We start from the raw sequence: 21,582 nt of genomic DNA on the forward strand, positions 1-21,582 counted from the left end.
GGCTTTCCCGGACAGGACGGGCAGCCGGAAAGGAGAGGCCATGGAGCCATACTCTCGCAAAAAACGCAAAGCCGGGGTCCAGGATGAGGACCCTGTCCTCCTCTGGTTCCGCCGTCTAAAGAGGCTCGCCGCGCTCGGCCTCTCCCTTCTCGTGATCGGAACCGTGGCGGGCGCACTCTTCCTGCTATACCTCCGATCCGATGCTCTTCCGGTCTCGAGCGTGACCCTTACCCCTCAAATCTACGATGCTCAAGGGGAGCTGATCGATGCCTATCAAGGGGGCCAGAAGCGTCAGCCGGTGGCGTTGAAGGACATTTCCCCTTATCTCGTTAAAGCGACGATCGCCATTGAGGACAGCCGGTTCTACGAGCATTTCGGCATCGATCCGAAGGGGCTTGCCCGGGCGGTCGTCACCGACATCAAAACGCTGTCCATGGAGCAGGGGGCGAGCACGATCACCCAGCAGCTGGCCCGCAACCTGTACCTCAGCCACGAACGCACGTGGAGCCGCAAAATGAAGGAAGCCGTCTACGCCCTGCAGCTGGAGACGCAGCTGAGCAAGGATCAGATTCTCGAGCAGTACTTGAACCAAATCTACTACGGCCATTCCGCCTACGGCATCCAGGCCGCCTCCCGCATGTTCTTCGACAAAGACGCCAAGGACCTGGATCTGGCGGAAAGCTCCCTTCTCGCCGGCGTGCCGAAAGGGCCGCGCTATTACTCGCCTTATCTGGATATGAACAATGCGAAGGACCGGCAGCGGCTTATTCTCGACGCCATGGTCCGGCACAACGACATTACCAAGGAAGAGGCCGACCGGGCTTATGAGGAGAAGCTGACCATCGTGCCCCAGCAGCCGACGCCTCCGGCCGAGGCTCCTTACTTCCGGGACTATATCCGCAGCGTGGTCACCGAGAAGCTGAACATCAGCGAAGCCCTCTACGATTCGGGCGGGTTAAAAATCTACACGACGCTCGACCTGCGGGCCCAGAAAATAGCTGAGGAAGCCATCGGCAAGCAGCTTAAGGACGCCCCCGAGCTGCAGGCGGCGCTGGTCTCCCTGGATCCGCGTAACGGAGCCATCAAAGCCATGGTCGGCGGGCGGAGCTACGGGGCCAATCAATTCAACCGGGCCTTCGCCACCACCCGGCAGCCGGGGTCGTCGTTCAAGCCGATCGTCTATCTGACGGCGCTTAAGAACCATTTTACCCCGCTCCAGAAATACAAGGACGACCCGACGGAATTCTCTTACGAAGACGGCAAAAAAACGTACAAGCCCAACAACTTCGATAACAAATATACACACGAATGGCTCGATATGCGCCGGGCGATCTCGACATCGAACAACATCTACGCCGTTCATACCATCCTCGATGTCGGCACGGATAAGGTAATTGACACGGCCCGGCAGCTCGGCGTTACCAGCCGGTTGGAGCCCCTGCCTTCCCTGGCGCTCGGCTCCTTCCCGGTCAGTCCCTACGAGATGGCCTCGGCTTTCGGAACGTTCGCCAACCTGGGAGTACGGACCGAGCCGAACGCCATCCTCCGCATCGAGGACAACGCCGGAAAGATCCTTTACCGGTCCAAGCCCAAACAGGAAAAGGTCATTGACCCGGCCCAGGCCTATGTCATGACCAATCTGATGGAGAGCGTGTTCGAGGAGGGCGGAACCGGCTTCCGCGTTTCCGATCTGATGAAGCGCCCCGTGGCCGGCAAAACAGGAACGACCAATACCGACGCCTGGATGGTCGGGTATACCCCCGAGCTGTCCACCGCGGTATGGGTAGGCTACGACAAGGACCGGGTGATTTCCTCGGCGGAATCGCATAAGGCCGCTCCGATCTTTGCCGAATATACGGAAGGAGCCCTCGAAGCCATTCCGCCGAAACAGTTCACGGTCCCCGAAGGCGTGGTCACCGTGTACATCGATCCGGAGAGCGGCAAGCTCGCGAACGAGGCTTGCCCGCACTCGCAGCTGCAGGCGTTCGTCCAGGGAACGGAGCCGACGGAATACTGCTCCGGGGGCTCCGGAACCGGTGCCCAGGACAAAGGCAGAGAGAACAAATCGTGGTGGGACGATCTGAAGCGCTGGTGGAACGATTGACGCCGGATCGTTTCTCTCCCGGGAGAGTATATAGAGTAAGCGAACCGCTCGGGCCTGTTCAGGCTCGGGCGGTTTGGTGTTTTGTGAGGCTTGAACCATATTTGTAAGCGATTTCGGGTGAGAAACACAAAAAAGCGAACCGGGGGGTTCGCTTCTTTGCTGTCCTAGTATATTGCGTTAATATACTTTCCACAGTATAACCTGTACAGGAAAACAATCTCAACCGCTGACACATAATCGCCACAATTGCTGCGGCTCCCGAATTTCCTTCTGGAAGGGTCTTCTTCACCAGGTGGCGGGGAGCGCGGAAAACGGGTGCCACAACCGTTTCATTTGAGCGCACGATCGGATCAGGGAGGATACGGTTAGCCTGCCGCGGCCAAGGAGCCGGCGGGATCGGACGGCTGCGCCGAGGGGGACGCGGCTGGCGTGCCGGCTGCCGGGGCCGGCGTTGCAGCCGGCGGCACCGTCACTGCGGGCACGCTCGCCGCGGGCGTCGGCTTCGGCTGCATGCTGGCCGCCGCGTCCGCGCCGCCCGGCCCAGGCTCCGCGCCGGCTGGCGCAGCGCCAGCCCCGCTCGGCGAGGGCTTCGGCGTGCCGGCCGGAGCCGGCTTGGCCGTCGCCTGCGGTGCCTCCGCCGCCGGGGCGGCCGGGGCGGCCTCCGGCCGCGCCGCTGACGAGCGGGCCGCCTGCTCCCTCAGCCGCTGCTGCTCCGCTAGAAACTCGGGATGCGACTTCGCGCCTCCCGGATCGATGACGGAGATGCCCTTCCACGGGCTCGTCACCGCCACCTCCTGCGGACGGTCGAAGACCAGGAACGCCGAAGGGAGCCGGCGCTCGCCGTACCGGCTGGACGGCTTCGTGATGAGCTCGCCGTCCACGACCATCTCGGCGGAGGCCCCGCCGTCCAGGAAGCCGGCGTTCACGACGCCCTGCTCCAGAAAGAGGTCCTGGACCTCCTTCAGCGTAGCCCCGAGGCTGTGCGTCGGCTGCCGCCCGTCGATGACAATGAAAATCACCGTGCCGTCGGCCTTCTGGCCGACCGCCGTCCGGGGATCGCGGCCCGACGATCCGTTGCCGTTCGTAATGAGCGGTTTGCCGTCCAGAATGACGCGCGGATAGAAGGATGCGGCTTCCTTGACCTTCAGCTCCCTCAGGTCATCCAGCGTGTAATTGCCGACCACCAGCTTCCCTTCGTCGGTGAAGCCCACGATCGGCTGCTTGCCCTTCACATCCGCGTACATGATTTCGGAGTCCGACATGATCATGCCGATCGGCGCGAAGCCGTTGCCGAGCCCGTCGGGGTCGTCGAAGCCTCCGGCATTCACGCCCGCCACCGCACCGGTACGCTTCACCATCTCGGTAATCCGCTCCCCCATCGGGGCCTTGGCCGTGACGACCATGCGGATGCTTTTGGGATCATAGACCCACATCATTTTTCCTTTGAAGAAGGGCTTCGAGATATCCTCCACCCGAATCAGCTCATCCCGGCTCCTTCTGACAGGCTCGGCCGGAGCCGGAAGCGTAATCAGCTCCAGTTCCTGCTCCTCATCCCCCATCACCGAAACCTGCACCATCTTCTCCGCCACCATTAAATCCCGCTTCACCCGGCCTACAAAGATCCACGCCCAGGAACGGTGCTGCGTCCCGATAAAGGTCGCCGCCGAAAACTCGCGCAGGCTCGCTCCCGCCGGGGTCAGATACAGGAAGCTCGTGCTCAGAAAAAGCATCAAGCTGAAAAGCATCATTGTTTTTTTGAACCAGCTCCAATTTCGAAGGGTGGAGCCCATTTTTCTTCCCCACTCACCCATGCTTCGCCGCTCCTTCTACGCATTCCCGCAGGCCCTTTCCGCCTTCGTTCGTCACTAATGTATGGGCTTTCCCGCTTCTTCATTCCCGATCAAGCCGTCCGGTCAGAACTTCCCGCAGCACCCCTATAAAATGCTCCACAGCCGGAGGCCGGTCCTCCCCCTCTCTCGTGTACAAGGCGATGGGGTTAACCGGCAGCTCCTCCTCCACGTAAACCCGGCTCACTTCCCCCCGGCTTACCGGTCCCGCCGCCTCCAACGCCGAGACGAGATGGGCTCCGTAGCCCGACGCGACCGTCCGGATCGCTTCGCCCGGGCCGTTCACCTCAAGCCCCGCCTTGGGGGCTTTCGTCCCGTACATCCGGCCTACCGCCAGCAGCATTTCACGGCCGGAGCTTCCCGCCTCCCTCATGACAAAATCTTCCTCCAGCATTTCGGCGAGACCGGTTCGTTTTCCTGCCAGCCGGTGATGCTCCGGCACGATAAACCACCACTCATCGTCAAGCAGCGGCTCTCCGGTCAATCCGTCCGCCTCCCATGAGCCCGCTCCGCCGATTACGGCCGCATCCGCTTCATACCGAAGCAGGCTTTCCGCCGCTTTTCTCGAGTTCAACGTCTGCAGGGAAGCCTTTACCTGCGGGTAGAGGGTTTTGAAGCGCGCGAGTGCCTGGGGAAGCAAATAATGAGCCGGTAAAAAGGTCGAGACCAGACGAAGCCGGCCCGCTCTCCCCTCCTTATAATCCAAGAGGCCTCGTTCCAGCTCGCGTTCGAGGGAAAACAGCCTCTCCGCCTTCTCCGCAACCAGCTCTCCCGCTTCCGTGAGAAGGATTCCCCGCCCTTTCGGAGCGATAAGCGTCAACCCGAGCTCCCGCTCCAGCGTCCGAAGCTGGGCCGTCACCGCCGGCTGGCTGATGTGGAGGGCTTCCGCCGCCCGGGTAACCCCTCCCCTGCGGGCAACCTCACAGAAGATTTTCAAAGCATGCAGATTCATCTGTCTACCCCTTTATATAAAAATAAGTTATGAAATACGAAAAAACCTGTATTGGATTTATGATTCCAGTTCCCCTAGTGTAAAGCGTAAGAAGTCCCGTTAGCAACGGGAACCTGGGGAGGGAAGGATTCGGGACAGCCCGGTCCGTCAAAATGAAAGCAAGATGCACGGAATGTGGCACGAGGTATTCCATGGACAGCATCCGGTACGAATGCCGCTGCGGCGGCCTTCTGGAGCTGGTGCAGGATTTTCGGGGAGTGGATGCGGAGCAGCTCAAGCGGGAGTTCGCCAAACGGCTGGGCGAAAGGCATACCCCGCTGGCGAGCGGCGTATGGAGGTACAAGGAGCTGATCGCCCCCGAGCTTCCGCTGGAGGCGCTGGTTACGAAGGGTGAAGGGAATACCGGCCTGTACAGCCCGCCCGCCGTTACCTCGTATGCCGGCTGCCGCCGGCTGTGGCTGAAGGCACTAGGTGAGAACCCGAGCGGCTCCTTCAAGGACCACGGAATGACGGCTGCGGTCTCGCACGGCCGTTTCCTCGGCTTCCGTAGGTTCGCCTGCTCGTCCACCGGCAACACGTCCTCCTCCCTCGCCATGTACGCCGCCCTTATGGGAGGGGAGGCTCATGTCTATGTGCCCGAAGGAACCGTTTCGGAGAATAAGGTTCTTCAGACGCTCGCCTACGGAGCCGTGGTCCATCGCTTTGCCGGAACGTATGACGACGGCATCCGCTTCCTGCGGGAGCAGGCCGGGGAGCTGGGCCTGTATGTAGGCAACTCGGTCAATCCGTTCCGCATTGAGGGCCAGAAAAGCATTATTTACGAAACCGCTCAGGATCTGAGCTGGCAGCTGCCGGACTGGATCGTGCTGCCAGGCGGGGCGCTGAGCAACGTTTCGGCCCTGGGCAAAGGACTGCGGGACCTGTACGAGCTGGGCTTCATCCCCCGCCTGCCCCGGGTGGCTGTCGTCCAGGCGGAGGGGGCGAGCCCCTTCCACCGCATGATGGAAGCGGGTGCGGCGGAGCTGGTTCCGGAGCCGGCGCCCTCGACCCGGGCCTCCGCCTTGAACATCGGCCACCCGCCCAGCTGGCGCAAGGCCGCCCTCGTCCTTCAGGAAACGAAGGGCGTCACCGTGGCCGTGACGGACGAGGACATCTTGAACGCCAAGGCGGTGGTGGACGCAAGCGGCGTCGGATGCGAGCCCGCTTCGGCGGCCGCCGTGGCGGGGCTGCGCCGGCTCGTGTCCCACGGGATCATCGACCGGGAGGAGACGGCCGTCTGCCTTCTCACCGGCCACCTGCTCAAGGACACGGACGCCGTGGGTGCCTACCATCTGGGCGGAGGGCCGGAAGCGCTCTACGCCAACAAGATGAACCGCGTTCGGCTGTGAGAGCCGGCATATAGGGGCCTCCGGTGGAACATCCAGAGTAGCCTGCTGAACCTACGCCCGACCCGGTCTTTCCGTCCGGCAGCAGACCCGCTCCCTCTGGTTTCCACCCGATGATAGCCCAACGCCTGCCGCTGCGGGAGAACCACCCCATTCCACGACAAAAAACCGCCTTTAGCCAAAGGCGGTTTGCTTGCATTTCTATAGACTTAACCGGAGGGGAGCATGCGTCAAAGCCGAGCCTCCGCGGAGGGCTTTAGGCCAACGCTTCTTTGAGCGTGTCGGAGGAACGCTCCCACCACTCAAGGTTGAACTCGGTCAAATACCGGCGCAGGGCGGCCTTCTCGCGTTCGTCCAGCCCATCGACCAGAATCTGACGCTTCATCGCCTTGTCCATCCGGTTGACGTGGTCGGCGAGAATTTTCCAGCCTTTGCGGGCTTCGGGATCGACGAGCATCTCACAGGCGGCGATGCCGCCGTAGAACTGGCCTTCCTCCGAACGGTCTACGGCCACCCAGACGATCCAGCATTTGCGGCCGTTCGGGACATCTTCTTTGTTCGTGGAGAACTTGATTCCCTTCTCGACCTTGCTCTTAGCATGAAGCGCGCCGTTATCGAGATACGCTTCGTCGCCGTCGATGATGACGCTCGAGACATTGCTCAGGTCGATCGATCCGGCGCCGAAGCCTTTATGGTTGACATTGCTGCTCACAATATTAAGGGCGAGCTTCTTCCCCTTGCTGTTCAGTTCCATCAGGACACCATCCGTTTCTCGTCGTGGTTTCCTTCATTGTAGCAGACTTCCCAGCCAAAAGGGAGTGTCCCGCTCAGCCGACAGAAGTCCCGAAGAGGCCTTTCCCACCTGCAGGGAAGGCTAACGGATTACCCAGCCCCCTCCCCTCCGCGCCGTTCCACCACGCCGGTCGTGATTTTCATGCCGGGAGCCCAGGTGAGGGCACTCTCCCTGGTAAACAGGCCCGCCAGATGCCGTTCGGCTTCATACTGGGCCCGGGCTTCTTCCGGGGAAAGGCCGCGCCTGACCAAGCCCTCGACGAAAGCCTCCTCCGGTCCGGGATCCGCGCCGAAGCCCTCCGTCTTGAGAGCGTTATACAGCGCAGCCTGCTGTTGCGGCTCCCCTTCCGGGGTAAGGAGGTTCACCTTATCGCTCACCCGGCATTCGATCCGCTGCACCCCGAGCCGGCTTAAATACAAGGGCAGCTTGCCCCCGATGTTGCCGTCCTTGCCGCCCCTCTGCGCCCCCTGTTCAAAAAGCTTCTGAAGGATTCCGAGCTTTACCACTTCCGACAAGGGCGTTCCGTCCAGGGAATAGCCGGCCATGGTGGAAATCCAGTGCGGCTCGAAGCAAAGGATGCGTCCTCCGTCCACGAGGCTGTCGAGCATCTTCTGCAGGACGTTCTCGGGATTAGGTACATGTAACAGCAGGGCATGGCACACCGCCCAATCGTATTTCTGGGGGAAGCTCCTCTCCTGCACATCGGCATGAAGGAAGGTCGTCCGGTAAGGAGCCTCCCGGAAAAGCTCCCTGCCTCGGTCCAGCAGCTTATCCGCTGTATCCACCCCCGTATAAGATGATCCGGAAGGAAGCAGCGGAAGCAGCTTCGTCCCGAGATACCCGTAGCCGCAGCCGAAGTCGATGACGTTAACCGGCCCGTCCGCCTTCCACACCTGCCGAATGAGAAACTCGAGATAGTCGTCGTTGTAGTACAAGCCTCTCGTCGCGCTTAAATAGTCCCCTTTGGCATTCCATTCCGACTGCTCCATCTGGAACCTCCTTCTTCGGTCGCCCGCTCTTTCCAGGGTTCTACTAATCTCTTAATGCGCCAGCCTGCCGGAACTCTGTGTCTGCTTACTCCACGGCCTCCTCCGCCTCTTTCCGCAGAGAGGCGCCATATTCCTGCGTCCATGTCCACATGGCTTCAAATATCGGCTGAAGGCCTTTCCCGCTCTCGGTAAGTTCATATTCCACATGCAGGGGGACGCCAGGGTACAGAGTACGGGTGACGATCCCCTTCTCTTCTAACAGACGAAGGCGGTCTGTCAACGTTTTGGGACTAATGGGCTGCAGCTTGCGGCGTAATTCTCCGAAACGTTGGGTCCCGTTAAACAATTCAAACAAGAGAAGAAGCATCCATTTCCCATCCAAAAGCTCCAGAATAGGTTCCACAACGCCCGGGCAGGATCGGTCCATCATTTTTCTCACTCCATAGTTCATTTTTTGAAACTATTGCACATTAATGTAACTACTTTTCAAAAGTATCACACGTGACTTAAGATGTAAATCAAGAAAAGGAAAGGAGTGGAAGAGAGGAGGTGCCGGATATGAAAAGACCGTTTGAAGTGGATCGGGAGGAGTACCCCTTCGCCGATCGCTGGCTGCCTTACCGTGATGGGCACATTCACTATATTGATGAAGGGCAAGGACCGGCTGTACTGCTCCTCCACGGTAATCCTACATGGTCCTATCTTTACCGCAACGTTATAAAAGAACTGCGCCAGGAATTCCGTCTTGTTGCTCCGGATTACCCCGGGTTTGGAATGTCAAAGGCGCCAAAAGACTACCGCTTTACGCCGCAAGAGCAATCGGAAGCCGTTAAGGATCTGATTCGCCGCTTGGATCTAAGGAATTTTATACTGGTTGTACAGGATTGGGGAGGGCCGATCGGCCTGAATTACGCGGTACGACACCGGAATAACCTACTAGGCCTCGTGGTGATGAATACATGGGCTTGGCCTGCGGATCATTGGCCAATGAAAGGGTTCTCCCTTGCTATGGGGGGTTGGCCGATCGGGCGCTTGCTTCAGACCCGGTACAATTTTTTTGCAAAAGTCATTGTTCCCCACGGGATATACCATTCCGAAAAAGTCACGGATAGCCTGCGAAAAGCTTATACGGACCCCTTCCCGACCCCGGAATCCAGGATCCCGACCTGGGTGTTTCCCAGGCAGATACGCCACGCACGAGCATGGCTTGCCGACATAGAATCGAATATGCCGCATCTGTCCGATTTGCCTGCACAAATCTTATGGGGAACGAAAGACAGCGCCGGCTTCCCGCTCGAACAGATGGCCAAGTGGCAAAAATATTTGCCAATGAACGAAACCGAGATCTTGGAAGATGCCTCCCACTATGTGCAGGAAGATCGTCCGGATCGGGTAACCGCCTCAATCCGAAAAATAGGGAATAGAACACAAGGAGGATTATGATTATGAAAACTATTTTATGGGCCACTTTAACGGCTAACGGCAATTACGCGCAATCCAGCCCTGAGAACCCGCCGAAAAAAGAAGCACTTGATGATTTTGCGGCACAAGCCAAAGCTGCCGGAAATTTCGTCGTCGGGCGCCGGACTTTCGAAGGGATGCGCGGCAGCGGCGGCCCGGGCCCTTTTGCCGATCTGGATATCGTCGTGGTTTCCAAGCATGCCTCGGACATTCAGGGCGCAACCGTGGTGAGATCGCCTAAGGAAGCCCTGAGCTATCTGCAGCAAAAAGGCCATCAAACCGTTCTCATCAGCGGCGGTGCGGATATCCACAATTCCTTTTTGGAGCAGGGACTTGTTGACGAATTGATTTTCAATGTAACCCCTGTAGTAGAAGGAAAAGGGTTAAATCTTATAGCAGACAGAGAGAACTACCGCTGCCAACCGGTGCAGCTGCTGGATTGCAAGCCTCTCGGGGGCGGCGTCGTTCAGCTGCGCTATGCGATGGAGCGATAAGGAAGGAAACCTCTGTTAGTCGCTCCTGCAGAAGCACTAAGCCTCCTTGGATAAGGGACTTAGTGCTTTTTGCTCGTCGTTTTTTGTTTCGTCGGACCGGCCAAAAGATTTTGTCCCCCCGAAGAAATAATCCCTTGTCCCCCTACATATACATGCTGTATCGAAGTTGTCCGACCAAGCGGACAATCCTGTGGGGGGAAGAAGATGAAAACGTTACTCGCCAACCGCACGCTGCAGTGGATCATGACCGCCCTCGCCGGGTTTGTGGTGACGCTAGGCCTCTACTCGCTGCTGAACAACCCGTCGGAGCCCACATCCGTACGCAAAATCCCGGCGGTGGGGGAGCCCGCCCCCATTGAGCTTCCGCCGCCGGAGCCGAAGGCCCCTCCCGCTCTCAGCAGCCGCGTAGTGGAATACCATATCTCGGTGGCTCTCCATCCGGAGGAGAAAAGGCTGCTCGGCACCCAAAGCCTGACCTGGCAAAATGCCGGCTCGAAGCCGGTCAGCGAGCTCTATTTCCATCTCTATCCGAACGCCTTCGAATCCCCGAAGACCACCTTCAACAAAGAATCCGGAGGCAAGCTGCGGCAGGATGAGCGGAAAGCGGACAGCACCGGGAGCATGGAGCTCACGAGCATCAAAACCACCCAAGGGGAAGACCTCAGCACCCGCATGGAATATGTGAGGCCGGATGACGGGAATGGTAGCGACCGCACCCTGGTCAAAATCCCCCTGCTTCAGCCGGTCCCCCCGGGAGGGAAAATCACGGTGCTCATGGACTACACGGTCCGGATGCCCGCCGTTTACGCCCGGATGGGCTACGCCGAGGACTTCTACATGGCCGGCCAATGGTTCCCGAAGGTTGCGGTGTACGAAACAGCCGGAACGCGCGGGCGGAGCGAGGAAGGCTGGAACCTTCACCAGTACCACGGCAACTCGGAGTTCTATTCAGACTTCGGCATCTATGACGTGAAGATCAAGGTGCCGGCCGCTTTCACGGTGGCTGCAACCGGATTTCCGACCAAGCCGGCCTCCGAGGAGAACGGGGTGAAGACGTACCGCTTCTATGCGGATGACGTGCATGATTTTGCCTGGGCGGCTTCGCCCCGCTTCGTCTACTACGAGGAGGCGTTCTCGAGCCCGAACGTCCCGGGGGTGCGGATCAAGCTGTATCTCGACCCCAAGCACAAGGACCTGAAGAACCGCTACCTTCAGGCGGCCAAAAAATCCCTCACCCGCTACAGCGAATGGTACGGCCAGTATCCTTACGACACCCTCTCCATCGTCGTGCCGCCGGAAAGCGGCAACGGGGCGGGCGGAATGGAATACCCGACGCTCGTGACGGCGTGGGGTGCGGCGGACGAGAAGCCCTCGCTGGAGCTGGAGCGCGTCGTCGTCCACGAGATCGGGCACCAGTTCTTCTACGGGATGGTCGCCTCCAACGAATTCGAGGAAGCGTGGCTCGACGAAGGCTTCACTTCTTATGCCGAGGACAAGGTGATGGAGAAGGAATACGGCGTGAAGTCCAATCTGCCTCTCGAGGCGGGCTACGTCACCACCCCCAAGCCGCTTAAGCTCTTCTCCTGGGATTTCGGCTCCCACCATGAGTATGCGGACAATGTATACACCCGCGCCAAGCTGGTGCTCTATGCCATCGAGCAGAAGGCCGGCCCGGAGGTCATGAACCGGATCATGAAGACGTATTTCCAGCGCTGGAAATTCAAGCACCCGTCCACGGAGGATTTCCAGAAAACCGTCGAGGATGTGACCAAGACGGGTTGGGGTGAATTCTTCGATCAGTATGTGTACAACGGCCTCATGGCCGACTATTCCGTAGACTCCATTCGGACGAAGCATGCCCCTGACGGGGGTTCTGGTTATGTCAGCGAGGTGCTGATCCGCAAGCGCGGCGGGCAGGTGTCCCCGGTTCCGATTCATTTTCACTTCCTCGACGGCACGGTTCAGGTCAAGGATTGGGACAGCCAGGCGAATGAGGTTCTCTACAAGCTGCAGCATACCGCCCCGGTGGATTGGGTGGCGATTGATCCGGAGCACCGGCTGATCCTCGAGAACAAGCACATCAACAACTTTATGAAAACGGAGGTCGACGAGAAATGGAGCATCCGGTGGAACGTCGGCTTGTCGAAGCTGATCGAGACTCTGCTAGGCGGGGTCGCATGGTGAGGGGGCCGCTATGATAGGATATATCAAGGAAGGCTGGAAGGAAGCGGCCCGCCAGCCCTTCCTCCTCGTGCTGCTGTTTGTCTACCGGCTCGTCTGGGGGATCGTGCTGTACCGGATGGTCCAATCGGTCGTCGTTCCTCTTATGCACCGCTATGCCGGGGGAATCTCGAAAAGCCAAGTGCAGCTGTTTCTGGCCGAAGGGGAGTTCCAGCTGACCAAGACGGATCTCTCCCATTCCTACCTGTGGATGCTTCTCGCGGTAATGCTCGCCCGCATGTTCGTGACCCCGCTGCTCAATGCCGGGGTGTACTATTCCCTGAGCCATCCCCACCTCAACATGGGCTACCGCTTCTTCAAAGGAATCCGGGAGCTGGGACGGTCCTTCTTCCTGCTCTATCTCGTCCAGATGCTTCTGACCGCCGCGCCGGCCTACTTCTTGCTCCCCCGAGTAACGAAGCTGCTCGAGCACTATAACACCCTGCCGGAAACCTACCGCTCGCTGCTGCCCTGGCTGGCCGGCTATGTCCTCTACGGCTTCCTGCTTCATCTGTTCTTCATGCACCTTCAGTTCGGCAGAACCGAAAGGGCTTCTCTCTTCTCTTCCCTGCTCGTCCCGCTTAAGGGCCTGCTTCCGGTTCTAAGCGTGGCTGCCCTGCTCCTATTGGTTTCCGCCCTGCTCTCCGGGCTGGTGTTCGCCGGGACGATGATCTGGGCCGGCTTCTGGGCCCTCATGGCCTACCAGGCCTATGGCTTCATTCGTACTTTCCTCAGCCTGTGGGGAATCACTTCCCAGCACCGGTTGTTTATCCAGTCTCATGCGTAGCCTTCCTCTTCGCCTACGCCCGCTGCTTGCCTCCGCCCGCGGAATCCGCGGGCGTTTTGGCGTTTTCAGCGGCTTGAAACCTGACAGGAAGTGTGATACACTTTCCTGACGAACGTTCGGAAGGATGATGGCGAATGACTTCAGCACGCATCAAACAAGCCGCTCTTGCCCATTTTGCCCATAAAGGGTATGAAGGAGCTTCCCTGGCGGACATTGCCGGCGAGGTCGGGATCAAGAAGCAGTCCATCTATACCCACTTCAAGGGAAAGGATGAGCTTTTTCTTGAGCTGTACCGGGATATTTATAAATTGGAGCTGGAGTTTGCTTCCCGTTACTTTCAGGATCCCGCCCCACCGCCGGTCGACGAATTCCTGTACCGGTTTCTGGTGCGCTGCAGGGAACGCTATGAGCAGGACGACCATACCAAGTTCTTCCTGCGGGTTTCGTTCTTTCCGCCGCCCCACCTGCACGAGGAAATCGGCAAGCTGGGTTGTCAGTACGTCGATACGCTGGAGTCTCTCCTCCTCCCTTCTCTCCGGCAAGCCGTGGAGCAGGGAAAAGTGAGCCCCGCCGTCGGCATCCGGCAGGCGGCCGCTGCATTCGCTGCGTTGCTCGACGGCCTGTTCGTGGAAATGCTGTTCGGCGGGCCGGAACGTTCGATGAACCGGCTGGAAGCAAGCTGGCTGGTCTATTGGCGCGGCCTGCGCTTTCAGCCGTCCGATAATCAGCCGTCTGATAGAAATGAGGGATGACCATTGAACCGCAGCTGGCTTTATGTTTTGACTGGAGCGTTTTTTGAGGTGGTGTGGGTGTCCGGGCTGAAGCACTCCGAAGGCCCTTTGGCCTGGGCCGCCACCATCCTCGGCATTTATATTTCCTTTCACCTTCTGATTAAAGCGTCGCGCAAGCTGCCCGTCGGAACGGTCTACGCCGTCTTCACCGGGCTCGGGACGGCCGGGACGGTGCTGGCCGAATGGCTGGTGTTCGGCGAGCCGCTCCATTTCCTGAAGGTGTTCTTCATCCTTCTCCTGCTCACCGGGGTATTCGGGCTTAAATTTGTTACCGGGGATCCCGACAAGGAAGGAGCGGTCACCTGATGGGATGGATTTATTTGCTCCTGGCCGGCTCCTTCGAGGTGGTGGCGGTGGCGGGCATGAATCAGCTTAACCAGGCCAAGCGGTTCCGCTCCTACCTGCTCTTCATCACTGGAATCGTAATGAGCTTCGGCCTGCTGACCCTCGCCATGCAAACCTTGCCGATGGCGCTCGCTTATGCCGTCTGGACGGGAATCGGTACCGCCGGAGGCGCGATTATCGGAATGCTGTTCTACGGGGAATCCCGGGACGTGAGGCGGATTCTTTTTATCACCATGGTGCTGGCAGCGGCCATCGGCTTGAAGCTGACCTCCTAAAGGGCAGGCCGGCGGAGCCTCTAAAGGTGGAGATTCGGAGGGCGAGTCCCGCCCCTTTCCCCTTTGAAGATTTGCGCGGTGAATAGGAATCGGAGCGGAATGGCGGCGTAGCGGATTTGGCGGCAGAGGGAACCGTGAGCAGGCAGGCTAACGAATCGTACGAAGCTTATTCGGGTCGTAATGCCCCTTCTTCTCTTCTAACGAATCGTGAGGGCGCTAATTGACCAATTTCGGATCAAAACGGAGCTCCGCAGTGCAAATAATGATGTCAGGATTCGTAAGATCGGCAGGGGGCTCTTATTCAGCACGATAAGGTGTCTACGATTCGTTACGCCCTATCCTGTGTCTTCTCCCCTGCCCTCTCCCTATGTCTTTCCCCTTTCCCCGTCCCTACAAACCGCTAACGACCGGAGCACAAGTATCGCCGACAACGTTAACCGGTTTCGAATACCTTTCGAAACGGCGAGTTTATCGGGGTGATGAGCCGCTTCGAGGATATTTCTTCAAAAGCCATAAACAAAAGCTGCCCTTTCGCAGATCACTCTACGAAGGGGCAGCTTTTTAAGTGAAATTAGTCATCCCTAGTTCCCGAGACGACGGCCTGATCCTATTTGCGGCATAAGCCTTACTTAGTTGTACGGAGACACGCGGGTCAGGTCCTCTCGGCCGGATAGGTACAACGACTGCCCGTCGGGGGCGGCTCCCACCAGCTGAACCTGCTCCAGACCGGACAGCAGAACCTCCTCCTTGCCCGTTTCGGCGTCAAAGCTCCTCACCTGGGTCCGCCAAGGCGCGCCTTCCTTGCCGGAGGCCGGATCGATGCCCATGTATACATACCGGTGGGTCTCCTTCAGCCAGAATCCCCCGTAGCCAAGCTCCTCCCCGCCGGCAACCTTCTCCTCGCCGCGGTAGAGCCCCCCATTGGCAAACATCCGGTACTGCCCGTCATCCGAGGCTTTATAGCCGGACCACGAATCGCCGATCGGCGGGCTCCAGGGACCCACCTTCCCGGTTTCCCACGAGTAGGCGAACCGGATTTCGGCGATCCCGTCGGAGGACACACCGGCAAAGGTAACCTGCTTCCCGTCATCGTACAGGTCTACCGGAACCTTGCCGTCGTTTACCATGTTGTCGGGAAGCTCGGCGGCAAACGCCCCCGGCAGCCGGACCTGCTTGCCGGTTTTAAGCGTCGTGACGATCAGGTCGAAATTCCGCGTCTGCCCTTCTGCCCCGACAATCAGGAAAAGGGTCGACCGGTCCCGGCTGAACCCGGTTCCGTACACCTGGCCGTTCACCTTGATCCGGTAGGCCTCTCCGCCCGGAAGCACGGAAGGATCAAGCGGCGCCCCCGCGTAAACGAATCCCCTGGAATCGGCGGTCAGCTCTCCGGCTCCGGTATAGCTGACCGCAAGCTTAACGGGAGATTTCCACAGCTTCTGCTCCCCAGTGTCATAAAGGGCATACAGCCGGGGAAGGGCGGCGTCGCATTCGCAGTACTCGGTGAAACGCGTAGCCAGCAGGTAACGGGAGGGCTCTCCAAGGGAGTGGTAGAAATACGGCTCCCCGGAAGAGGAAACCCGCTTGGCCACCTTGGTCCGGGTGTTCATAATCCACACCTGCTCCGGCACATGAAGCACCGCGTGAAACTGCGGCGCATCGGCGAGCTTCTCTCCGCGGGCCGTAAGGGCTCCGTTAACGTTCAGAGTGTAGCTGTCCGACGAGTAGCCCGGCTTGGGGGCCTCCGTTACCTCGGCGTACACCTTCAGCACGGTATCGCTCTGCCATTCGAAGGTCAGCTGCGGCTTGACCGAAGGAACATCCTTTTCTTCGGTCTGCTCTGTGAGCTGCTTCTCCACGCTGCCGCGGTCCATGGACTCGCGGAACGCCAGCGTATAGCTCTGCGGCGCGTAGGTCAGAAGCGTGCGCATAAAGCCGGAGCCCCGCTCCGTCGGAGCCGCAAGTCGGGGCTCGCTGTCGAGCGAGATCCGGACGGCCGGAGCCTGGACAGGCGTCGGCTCGGCCGGCTTGGCGCTCGGCTCCCCGGCGGGCGTCCCCGACGGCGCGGGAGCCGGCGGGACCGGCGTCACGGCGACCGGCGAGGCGCCGGGCGTGGCCGCAGCCGGCGGTACAGCCCGCGCCGGGGTTACGCCCAGTGAGGCCGCCGGCACAGGCTCGGCGGACGGCTCGGCGCCGGAGCTGGCGGCGGGAGCCGGAGCCGCCGGGGACGCGGACGCCACGGCGGTAGGCGCCGGGGCCGACGGAGCCGGAGCGGCAACGGCCGGCGGAACTTCGAGCGGGCCTTCCGACGCCGTCTTCAGCGTGGAGCAGCCGGCGGTGCAGACAGCCAGCAGGGCAGCGGCTAACAACATTTTGGACGGGTTCATGACAGTGGCCCCCTCAAGAAATATCTTTCTATTGGTATAGACGACACGAGAAGAGATTAAGTTACAGCTCCCTCAAGGAATTCCGCTTCCGCCCATCTTGTCGATAAGCCGGATGGGTCTTCGACCGGCTCTGACAGCCTTCTTCCTTATCTTGGAACCTATACCCCTTTTTTTGCTATTGAAACAGGTTTTTAGAACTTTATTCAAAAAATAAGAAGGATTTCCCATCATTTTGGCGAATACCTATCCTCGTTGTAAAAATCGCATAATGCCTAATTCCCGATCGGGAAACGGGGGAACCATTCTCTGGGTGAATTGATCCTGCAACCAAGGGGTCATAGGGTACCTTCAACCGAACCCTCAGCTAACCTCGTAGGCACTCTGGAAGGGGAACTTGGTTTTGAAAAAGGCTGTTGGTTTTGCATTGAGTCTTGTAATGTCTTTCGGCATCATGGCCGGCACGGCATCGGCATCGCCCCTCAGCGACACGGTAGACGATTTACTCGGCACCGCCTACAAGTACAGCGGCACCACTACCAGAGGCTTTGACTGCTCGGGCTTTACGATGTATGTGTTCGACCAGCTCGGCTACGACCTTCCGCACACCTCCAAAGGGCAGGCAGCGAAGGGCAGCTGGGTGGCCAAAAGCAACCTCCGCGCGGGAGACCTGGTATTCTTCAATACCGACGGAAGTGGCATTTCTCACGTAGGCATCTACATCGGCGGCGGGCAATTCGCCCATTCCGCGAACAAGTACGGCGTATCCATCAACCGTCTTAGCGATTCCTACTATGCCAAACGATACGTCACCGCACGCCGCATAATGGGCGACGAGGCTTACTCCGAATTGGCCAATTAAGCGGCTCGGATGACTCGAATTAAAGAAAGAAGAGAAACCGGTTGGACGGGCTTGGCCCGGACGGCGGGTTTTTTTTCTGTGCAGGGGCTGGGGTATAATGGGGAAAAGGCTCTATCACCGGGGCCCCCGCCTGCCAACCGGCGGCTGCCACCGGAACACGCCCTTGTCTCCCGGCCTTGATCGGCCGTCCGCTATAGCTTAAGAAGGAGGAAGACCTACGTATGAAAACAAGCCGCCAAACCGCCGAGCATTATATCTGGGGGGAAACCTGCGACGGGTGGCATCTCGTGAAGCAGCCCGGAATGAGCGTCATCCAGGAACGCATGCCGCCCGGCACGTTCGAGGTGCGCCACTACCACGGGAAGGCCCGTCAATTCTTCTATGTGCTGAACGGAGAAGCCGTGCTGGAGCTCGACAGAACCGAGTATACTTTGGTCGGCGGAGAGGGCCTTGAGGTCCCTCCCGGAACGCCGCACCAGATGAAGAACCGGTCGGAGGCGGAGGTGGAGTTTCTCGTCATTTCCTCCCCTTCCACCGCAGAGGATCGTCATCTGACAGAGAAATGACGGGGACGCAGCGCCTGGCTCAACATAGAAAAAGAGGAATCGAGCATCGGCTGCTTGATTCCTCTTTCCGTTTCGGCTAACTCTGTGCCGTTATTCGGATTAACCCGCTTCCCCAGGGGAGCTGATCATCCAACGGACGCCGTACCGGTCTTCCAGCCATCCGTACAGCCCGCCCCAGAAGACCGGCTTGTACTCGTGAATTACCCGGCCCCCTGCCGACAGGTTAGTAAAGGCCTCCCGGCCTTCCTCCGCCGTTCCGAACTCGAGGTTCAAGCTCAGGCCGTTTCCCCGGCTGAGCGCATCCGGCGAATCCGCCATGAAGAAGGTTACTCCTGCAGCGGACAGGCACAAATGCATGACTTTGTCCTGATGCCCTTCGACCGGCTCCGGAGCTTGTCCGTGCGTCATGACGGATTGAATTTCCCCGCCTAAAGCCCCTGCGTAGAATTCCGCTTGAGCCCGGGCATCCTCTGAAAAGATAAACGGGATAAGCTTGGCCATTGCGATCCATCCTTCCTTTTTCCCTTATCGGTATAACCCTTTTCATTGTAGCACCCGGAGGAAGGCAAGGTTTCTTATGGATTGCGGAAACGGCACCTTTGCTAGTGTAGATTTGCTTCCTCGGAAGTACGGGACTGGTCGGGGGCTGGGACCGGAATGGGACCCGGTTTAATCTCAAGCCATTCGCCGTATTTCTCCTGCAATTCGTTCCTTTGGGAATCGGACAGCTCCGCAATGCCTACCCTTACCTTCCCGTTCTCTTCGTCTTTGCTTAAGCTCCAGGAGGCGGATGGGGCCATTTGTTTAATGTCAGAGGTGATTTGCCCGGCATATTCGTCGAGCTTCTTTTTCGTAATAGACGCTTTCCTATCGGCACATGCGGCGGCCAGCAATAAGCAAATGGAACCCACAAGGGCGACATAGCCCATCCATTTCACTCTGATTCACCTGCCTCTTTCCGTTTAGGAGACCCGTTGCTGCCTTAGACGAATGGAAAAAGAAAAAAGTTGCAGATCGCCTCATCTGCAACTCCAACGCCCGGGTTAAGGGTTCGGCCGCTCGTTAGCCTACTGGCCGGTCATTCGGTTCACTCAGCCGCCTCCCCTACCCCCGCTTCCTCTGCCTGGCCTTCGGCCCGGCCATCGCCTCGTAGTCAACGGCCTGGTTCTTGCCCGACTGCTTGGCATGGTACATGGCCGCATCGGCCTGCTTAATCAGCTGCTCGGGCGTAAGCCCCGAGCTGTAGGTGCTGTACCCGAGGCTGACGGTCACCTGCGTCTCTTCCTCGACGCGGCTCCGGATCCGTTCCGCAAGGGCTCCGGCATCGACCGACGTATCCGCCAGGAGGACGACCATCTCTTCTCCCCCGTAGCGTCCGGCCAGCCCCGCCTCTTCGCTTTCCTCCTGCAGGATCCGGGCCACCGCGGCCAGCATGTCGTCTCCGGTCTGGTGACCCTTCGTATCGTTCAGCTTCTTGAAATTGTCGATGTCCGAGAACACCACCGACACCGGAATGCCGTGCTTCAAATAACGGGCCAGAACGTTCAGGAAATGACGGCGGTTGTACAAGCCGGTCAGCCCGTCCGTAATGGCCGACCGGTAGGTGCTCTGGAGAATCTCGACCAGCCGGTTCAGGAAAATAAGGAACAAGAGAAAAGCACCCGCCACGGGCAGGAACCGCTCCAGCAGCAGGGGAAGAGCCTTCGGCACTTCGTGCCCGTATGTGTTGTCGAGATGCATAAGCTCCGTGAGCAGAAAGAGCCCCAGGAACAGCTTGTATTTGCGGTTCTCCCGGATAAAAGGCCCGACGGAGAAGAAGAAATATACGGCAAGGAGGCAGCGGTAGAGGTCAAGCAGGACGTCAGCCGGAAGCTCGTAAGCGTGCACCCACTGCCGGGCGGGAAGGACGAGAGCTACCGTAAGAAGCAGGTAAAAGCGCATTCGTTCCCTGCCTCCCGGGGCTTTGTACAGCTGAAGCAGCCCCAGGTTAAGCAGAACGAATGCGCCGGTTTCGATCACCTGCGCCGTATAATCGAGCTCGTCCCGGCTCCCTGTCCAGCCATATTCGGCCAGAATGGGCAGCCCGTACGCCCCCATAAGGAAGCCGAGCGAGACGGACAGCGAGAAATAGGCCTTCCGGCGCCGCGTCACGAGCAGCCGGTAGGTCATCGCCAGCAGAAGCGCGAGAATAACCAGAGTGAGCCCGGAGGAGAATAATCTCCCCTCGGGCCCGGTAATCCAATTCCAGGTATGGTTCAAATGCGTTGGTCTCCTCCGGCCGGTGCCGGTTTATCGTATCAATCCCACCACAGCTCGATATAGCCGGTGTTCGCAATGTGCTGCTCCAGCGCCTCCAGCGAGCCGACTCCCTGATCGACGAGATCGGGACAGAAGGCGTACAGCTCTTCGCAGAAGGTATGGAGATCGTTCGGCTGGTTCAGCAGAGCAAAGCCTACCGAATCGGAAGAAGCCGCCTTGATCGAAATGCCGTAACGGGCATCGATGGATTTCAGCCCCGTAATGATATCCTCCGTGCTGCTGTCGTAATTGGCGGCATCGGTCTGGGCGAGCCGGACGATATCGAACTGGGTCTCCCCCCGGCCGACCACGAGCTCCGCTCCCGCATGCTTCTCTTCCCCGAGCCACTGGTTCGTTCCGACGAAGGCCAGAAGCTCGTTCGTAAGCAGAGGCTGCAGCATATAGACAAGACGAAGGGCGTCCGTTTCTTCTATAATAATAGAAATGCACTGCGGATAGCGTCTTCTTCCGAAATCAATCGTCGAGTAGGGCAGCGGAGCCTGCCCGCTGATGCGCTGCAGGATCATTCCGGCCTCGGCCATGGAACGGATTTCACCGACCGATCCCAGTACTTCCGAAGCCCGGTTGAAATCGATGCGTTCCCCTTCCGGCAGGGATTCGGCCTGCGCCGGAGCCGCAGCGGGTTCCTCCGCCGGTCTGGCCTCCTTATCCGGCCATTCGTCCGCCTCGGCCGCTTCCACGGCGGTCCGTTCCTCCTCGTTCAGCACGCCGGCATTGCCGGACAGCTGAAAATCCGAGGGGGCGTCAGCCGCGTTCCCGTCCGGGGTCCAGCGGTAAGGCTCGATCGGTTTGCGCTCGTTGGAAGAACTCCCTTCCACTTTCTTTTTGGCGTCGGCTTTCTTCTTGTACAGGTTTAGCAGTTGAATCAGTACGATGCCTATAAGAACCCCTATAAGCAGCGACATGGACATCACCTTTTCTCGCTAGTATTTGGTTGGCCGTTCAGCCTATCTTAATAGTTTAATTTAATCCCGCCGGGAACTCAACCGGAGGTTCCTTTATCTATCGCAA

General features: G+C 59.1%; 21 protein-coding genes and 1 riboswitch. Of the genes, 11 read left to right on the top strand and 10 right to left on the bottom strand.

Annotated features, from left to right (window positions below; translation table 11 throughout):
* Positions 1 to 40 precede the first annotated feature (40 nt).
* On the top strand, positions 41 to 2,104 hold the full coding sequence (locus MJA45_RS26220; RefSeq protein WP_315604832.1) for a transglycosylase domain-containing protein: 2,064 nt from the start codon (positions 41 to 43) through the stop codon (positions 2,102 to 2,104).
* A 365-nt stretch (positions 2,105 to 2,469) separates the two neighbouring features.
* Here the strand turns inward: MJA45_RS26220 and MJA45_RS26225 are convergent, their stop codons facing one another.
* Positions 2,470 to 3,915: a phosphodiester glycosidase family protein gene (locus MJA45_RS26225; protein WP_315604833.1), complete on the bottom strand. Its 1,446-nt coding sequence runs from the start codon at positions 3,913 to 3,915 to the stop codon at positions 2,470 to 2,472.
* Between the two features lie 79 nt (positions 3,916 to 3,994).
* Positions 3,995 to 4,903 carry a LysR family transcriptional regulator gene (locus MJA45_RS26230; RefSeq protein ID WP_315604834.1) on the bottom strand — a complete coding sequence of 303 codons (909 nt, stop codon included), beginning with the start codon at positions 4,901 to 4,903 and terminating at the stop codon, positions 3,995 to 3,997.
* 152 nt (positions 4,904 to 5,055) lie between these two features.
* On the opposite strand from MJA45_RS26230, the gene thrC reads away from it, so the two are divergent.
* Positions 5,056 to 6,291 (top strand): threonine synthase, encoded by a 1,236-nt coding sequence (gene thrC, locus MJA45_RS26235; RefSeq protein ID WP_315604835.1) that lies wholly within the window; start codon positions 5,056 to 5,058, stop codon positions 6,289 to 6,291.
* Between the two features lie 253 nt (positions 6,292 to 6,544).
* On the opposite strand, the gene MJA45_RS26240 is transcribed toward thrC, so the two are convergent.
* The 3 genes from MJA45_RS26240 to MJA45_RS26250 all read right to left on the bottom strand — a co-directional run bounded on the left by MJA45_RS26240 (position 6,545) and on the right by MJA45_RS26250 (position 8,473).
* Positions 6,545 to 7,042, bottom strand: a complete 498-nt coding sequence (locus MJA45_RS26240) for a YwhD family protein (RefSeq protein WP_315604836.1) — start codon at positions 7,040 to 7,042, stop codon at positions 6,545 to 6,547.
* 128 nt (positions 7,043 to 7,170) lie between these two features.
* A complete protein-coding gene (locus MJA45_RS26245) occupies positions 7,171 to 8,070 on the bottom strand; it encodes a class I SAM-dependent methyltransferase (RefSeq protein ID WP_315604837.1) in 900 nt (299 codons plus the stop codon).
* 85 nt (positions 8,071 to 8,155) lie between these two features.
* Positions 8,156 to 8,473 carry a winged helix-turn-helix transcriptional regulator gene (locus MJA45_RS26250; protein ID WP_407083085.1) on the bottom strand — a complete coding sequence of 106 codons (318 nt, stop codon included), beginning with the start codon at positions 8,471 to 8,473 and terminating at the stop codon, positions 8,156 to 8,158.
* Positions 8,474 to 8,628: 155 nt separating this feature from the next.
* Here MJA45_RS26250 and MJA45_RS26255 point away from each other — a divergent pair, with 155 nt between their 5' ends.
* From MJA45_RS26255 to MJA45_RS26285, 7 genes are all read left to right on the top strand, one after another.
* A complete protein-coding gene (locus MJA45_RS26255) occupies positions 8,629 to 9,513 on the top strand; it encodes an alpha/beta fold hydrolase (protein ID WP_315604839.1) in 885 nt (294 codons plus the stop codon).
* A gap of 2 nt (positions 9,514 to 9,515) precedes the next feature.
* Positions 9,516 to 10,025 carry a dihydrofolate reductase family protein gene (locus MJA45_RS26260; RefSeq protein WP_315604840.1) on the top strand — a complete coding sequence of 170 codons (510 nt, stop codon included), beginning with the start codon at positions 9,516 to 9,518 and terminating at the stop codon, positions 10,023 to 10,025.
* A 204-nt stretch (positions 10,026 to 10,229) separates the two neighbouring features.
* Complete coding sequence (locus tag MJA45_RS26265) at positions 10,230 to 12,209, top strand: M1 family metallopeptidase (protein WP_315604841.1); 1,980 nt, start codon at positions 10,230 to 10,232, stop codon at positions 12,207 to 12,209.
* A gap of 10 nt (positions 12,210 to 12,219) precedes the next feature.
* Positions 12,220 to 13,032: a hypothetical protein gene (locus tag MJA45_RS26270; RefSeq protein ID WP_315604842.1), complete on the top strand. Its 813-nt coding sequence runs from the start codon at positions 12,220 to 12,222 to the stop codon at positions 13,030 to 13,032.
* A gap of 134 nt (positions 13,033 to 13,166) precedes the next feature.
* A complete protein-coding gene (locus tag MJA45_RS26275; RefSeq protein WP_315604843.1) occupies positions 13,167 to 13,784 on the top strand; it encodes a TetR/AcrR family transcriptional regulator in 618 nt (205 codons plus the stop codon).
* A gap of 3 nt (positions 13,785 to 13,787) precedes the next feature.
* A complete protein-coding gene (locus MJA45_RS26280; protein ID WP_315604844.1) occupies positions 13,788 to 14,129 on the top strand; it encodes a DMT family transporter in 342 nt (113 codons plus the stop codon).
* Complete coding sequence (locus tag MJA45_RS26285) at positions 14,129 to 14,443, top strand: DMT family transporter (protein WP_315604845.1); 315 nt, start codon at positions 14,129 to 14,131, stop codon at positions 14,441 to 14,443. Before MJA45_RS26280 ends, MJA45_RS26285 begins: the two co-directional genes overlap by 1 nt.
* A 629-nt stretch (positions 14,444 to 15,072) precedes the next feature.
* On the opposite strand, the gene MJA45_RS26290 is transcribed toward MJA45_RS26285, so the two are convergent.
* The gene (locus MJA45_RS26290; protein ID WP_315604846.1) at positions 15,073 to 16,827 is read right to left on the bottom strand and encodes a hypothetical protein; all 1,755 of its coding nucleotides are present in this window, start codon (positions 16,825 to 16,827) and stop codon (positions 15,073 to 15,075) included.
* 259 nt (positions 16,828 to 17,086) lie between these two features.
* Positions 17,087 to 17,221: riboswitch (cyclic di-AMP (ydaO/yuaA leader) on the top strand.
* Positions 17,222 to 17,227: 6 nt separating this feature from the next.
* On the opposite strand from MJA45_RS26290, the gene MJA45_RS26295 reads away from it, so the two are divergent.
* Complete coding sequence (locus MJA45_RS26295) at positions 17,228 to 17,686, top strand: C40 family peptidase (protein WP_407083086.1); 459 nt, start codon at positions 17,228 to 17,230, stop codon at positions 17,684 to 17,686.
* A gap of 221 nt (positions 17,687 to 17,907) precedes the next feature.
* The gene (locus MJA45_RS26300) at positions 17,908 to 18,252 is read left to right on the top strand and encodes a cupin domain-containing protein (protein ID WP_315604847.1); all 345 of its coding nucleotides are present in this window, start codon (positions 17,908 to 17,910) and stop codon (positions 18,250 to 18,252) included.
* 99 nt (positions 18,253 to 18,351) lie between these two features.
* Here MJA45_RS26300 and MJA45_RS26305 read toward each other — a convergent pair whose 3' ends face one another.
* The 4 genes from MJA45_RS26305 to MJA45_RS26320 all read right to left on the bottom strand — a co-directional run bounded on the left by MJA45_RS26305 (position 18,352) and on the right by MJA45_RS26320 (position 21,476).
* Positions 18,352 to 18,753, bottom strand: coding sequence for a VOC family protein (locus MJA45_RS26305; RefSeq protein WP_315604848.1), 402 nt, complete (start codon positions 18,751 to 18,753; stop codon positions 18,352 to 18,354).
* 101 nt (positions 18,754 to 18,854) lie between these two features.
* A complete protein-coding gene (locus tag MJA45_RS26310; protein WP_315604849.1) occupies positions 18,855 to 19,190 on the bottom strand; it encodes a hypothetical protein in 336 nt (111 codons plus the stop codon).
* A 166-nt stretch (positions 19,191 to 19,356) separates the two neighbouring features.
* A complete protein-coding gene (locus MJA45_RS26315) occupies positions 19,357 to 20,511 on the bottom strand; it encodes a GGDEF domain-containing protein (protein WP_315604850.1) in 1,155 nt (384 codons plus the stop codon).
* Between the two features lie 38 nt (positions 20,512 to 20,549).
* Positions 20,550 to 21,476: a DUF4253 domain-containing protein gene (locus MJA45_RS26320; RefSeq protein ID WP_315604851.1), complete on the bottom strand. Its 927-nt coding sequence runs from the start codon at positions 21,474 to 21,476 to the stop codon at positions 20,550 to 20,552.
* Positions 21,477 to 21,582: the final 106 nt, after the last annotated feature.

This window comes from Paenibacillus aurantius (genome assembly GCF_032268605.1).
Lineage (GTDB): Bacteria > Bacillota > Bacilli > Paenibacillales > NBRC-103111 > Paenibacillus_AO > Paenibacillus_AO aurantius.